The 2,619-nt window shown below is 37.7% G+C and carries 3 protein-coding genes, 1 tRNA gene and 1 pseudogene; 1 reads left to right on the top strand and 4 read right to left on the bottom strand.

Annotated features, from left to right (window positions below):
• The first annotated feature begins 91 nt into the window (after positions 1–91).
• Positions 92–1,054: a Fic family protein gene (locus GO685_RS04685; protein WP_343033218.1), complete on the top strand. Its 963-nt coding sequence runs from the start codon at positions 92–94 to the stop codon at positions 1,052–1,054.
• Here GO685_RS04685 and GO685_RS04680 read toward each other — a convergent pair.
• From GO685_RS04680 to GO685_RS05950, 4 genes and pseudogenes are all read right to left on the bottom strand, one after another.
• Positions 1,013–1,531 carry a 5-formyltetrahydrofolate cyclo-ligase gene (locus GO685_RS04680; RefSeq protein ID WP_175937785.1) on the bottom strand — a complete coding sequence of 173 codons (519 nt, stop codon included), beginning with the start codon at positions 1,529–1,531 and terminating at the stop codon, positions 1,013–1,015. The genes GO685_RS04685 and GO685_RS04680 overlap by 42 nt on opposite strands.
• A complete protein-coding gene (locus tag GO685_RS04675) occupies positions 1,515–2,144 on the bottom strand; it encodes a ferredoxin reductase domain-containing protein (RefSeq protein WP_175937784.1) in 630 nt (209 codons plus the stop codon). The genes GO685_RS04680 and GO685_RS04675 overlap by 17 nt, the downstream gene beginning before the upstream one ends.
• Before the next feature lie 26 nt (positions 2,145–2,170).
• Positions 2,171–2,257 (bottom strand) — tRNA-Ser (locus GO685_RS04670).
• 134 nt (positions 2,258–2,391) lie between these two features.
• A pseudogene (locus tag GO685_RS05950) lies at positions 2,392–2,469 on the bottom strand (hypothetical protein); the annotation flags it as partial.
• Between the last annotated feature and the right edge of the window lie 150 nt (positions 2,470–2,619).

The raw sequence follows: 2,619 nt of genomic DNA, 5'->3' as shown, positions 1-2,619 counted from the left end.
TATGCATTGGGTAACCTCCTATTGTTGCTAAAATACTGGAGTTTACCCTATTTCTCTCTCTACTCTCTTTCTAATCCATAGTTAGCGTTTTATAGCACGTGAAGCAGTCCTTTCAAGTAGAATCGAGGGGACTGAAGCAACTCTTGGTGAAGTTTTGGCTCAAGAAGCAGGTGCTAATGTAGATCGCAACCCCGATGATTTACAAGAAGTACGCAATTATATAGCAGCACTCGAGTATGGACTCAAACGTTTACAGTCCCTTCCACTGTCGCTTCGGTTGATTAAAGGAATTCACGGGATGCTAATGCAAGGTGTAAGAGGTTCTCACGCAACTCCAGGGGAGTTTCGCCGGGTGCAGAACTGGATTGGAATTCCAGGGTGTACAATAAACTCAGCAAAATATGTGCCACCAACACCAGGTGAGTTGATGGATTGCCTGTACTCTTTTGAAAGGTTTCTACATGACAGGACACTACTCCCACTCATACACATAGCTTTATGCCATTATCAATTTGAGGCAATTCACCCATTCTTGGACGGCAATGGGCGTATTGGACGTTTACTCATAACATTACTCTTTATCGAAAAAAAGCTATTATCATCGCCTTTGTTATATCTAAGCGCATTTTTCGAAGCTATGCAAGATGAGTACTATACACAACTTTACAACATAAGCAGCAAAGGTACGTGGCATGACTGGTTCTCTTATTTTTTAAATGGTGTAGCGTTGCAATCGTTGGACGTATTATCGAGGGCAGAACAAATTAACAATTTAATTACAAGTTGGCAAAGTTCTAAAACCGAAGGAGTTGCAAGTGATATTATAAGATATTTGGCTGTAAACCCTTACTTTACTATAAAGAGAATAGTTGAAAACTTAGGTGTTGCATTTACAACAGCCCAAAGAGCAGTCATGAAACTTGAAGATTTAGGCGTTGTTTCACAAATTTCTGAGGGAAAGAGAGATCGGGTTTACTGTGCAACTGATATTTTGAAGATTTTAGAAGAGCCACTACCTACACCTAACACGTGTCTCAGTGATTGTGATATCTAATTTTTGGTCGTGTTCTTCTATTGGCAGATCTTTGCAATATTGTTTTTCATAAGCTACACCTATAAATATTTTGCCAAGCGGCCGCAGTTCTTTTATTACTGCATCATACCAACCACTACCAAAACCTAATCTATTGAGATGATTATCAAAAGCAACAATAGGGGTAATGATCGTATCGGGAATTATATCTTCACCTGTTTTGTTCCATTCCTTAAACCTCAGTGGCTTGTTTTCATCAGGAATTGCCACTTTATAGCCTAAATTGAGCAAATTATGTATCAAAGGTAAAATATTTATTTCTCCATCAATTGGAATATAAGCTGCAATTGTTTTGCCTTTAATGTAACTTAAGTTCTGATTGAAGAGATTAACAAGAGAATTTGCTGCACAATTGGAATAACTCTCATCAATATTTTTTCTTATAGCCCTATATTGCTCTCTTATTTTCTTTTTTTGTTGTTTAATATCTTTGAACATGGCCTATCCATTTTGCAGTGAGTTTTTCTTGTAAACTATTTTGTTTCAAGCGCTCACTCAAAAAATCAAAGTCAACAAGCTCCATATCCTGGTCTTGATTGCTGCAACTATATACATAATTCTCTTCTCCTGTTTTCGTATTTATATGCCGCTGCACACACTGAGCGCAGATTTCTTTCATCATACACTGCATGGGAGAGTTGACCGATGATATTGCCATGTGGCCTGATTTCAAATATGGCCTTAAGATCGTTTTTCTTGCTTCATTTACGGCCTTCATCATTTTATCAGAACCGATAGTAATAATTTTGTCTATAGCATCTAAATTAATCGTGGTATCGCCTAATATTCCCCTTTGATAAGAGATTATTGCATCAACTGTATTCCCATGAAAAGATTTGTCTTGATCCCTGTTTGTTTTTATTAATCCTTCCTCGCATGCCCAAACTACCGCACTTGATGCACGTTCTATCAATGCTTGTTTAAATACATCATTTAATTTCCTATAGCCAGCAAAGTATAAAACTCTATTATTATTTTCAAGACAGGCTTTTCCTATTGAAAACAATACTGCATTTCCAACTCCACCACCAATTAGCATTATGTTTTTCATGTTTTTGTTCTCGCATGCATACGACACGGAAAAGGGGGGATTCGAACCCCCGACATATTTTCATATGTGCACGCTTTCCAAGCGTGTGCTTTAGACCACTCAGCCACCTTTCCATACTACTTATAATATTGAAAATTGTGCTGCTGAGCAAGTTCAAAACCAGGTACATAGGGTTCACCACCGAAATTACAGTATTGTGGAATTTGTTTTTACAAGTTGAAAACGTTTTATCGCAACCTGCGAGTATCGAATATTTATCCCCAACAGAAATTTGATATGGAGGCGAAGTAAACAATGTGACTACTTTATTTCTGTGTTCCTTCACTATACCTTCAAATGCTGCGTGTGTTGGTGAATCAAAGAACTTTACTACCCCGTGCTTATAACGCTAACTATGGATTAGAAAGAGAGTAGAGAGAGAAATAGGGTAAACTCCAGTATCTTAGCAACAATAGGAGGTTACCCAATGCATAAG

The organism is Wolbachia endosymbiont of Madathamugadia hiepei, from assembly GCF_013366855.1.
Taxonomy (GTDB): Bacteria; Pseudomonadota; Alphaproteobacteria; order Rickettsiales; family Anaplasmataceae; genus Wolbachia.
Note: the sequence above shows the minus strand (reverse complement) of the source record. Positions and strands in the feature narration are given on the sequence as shown.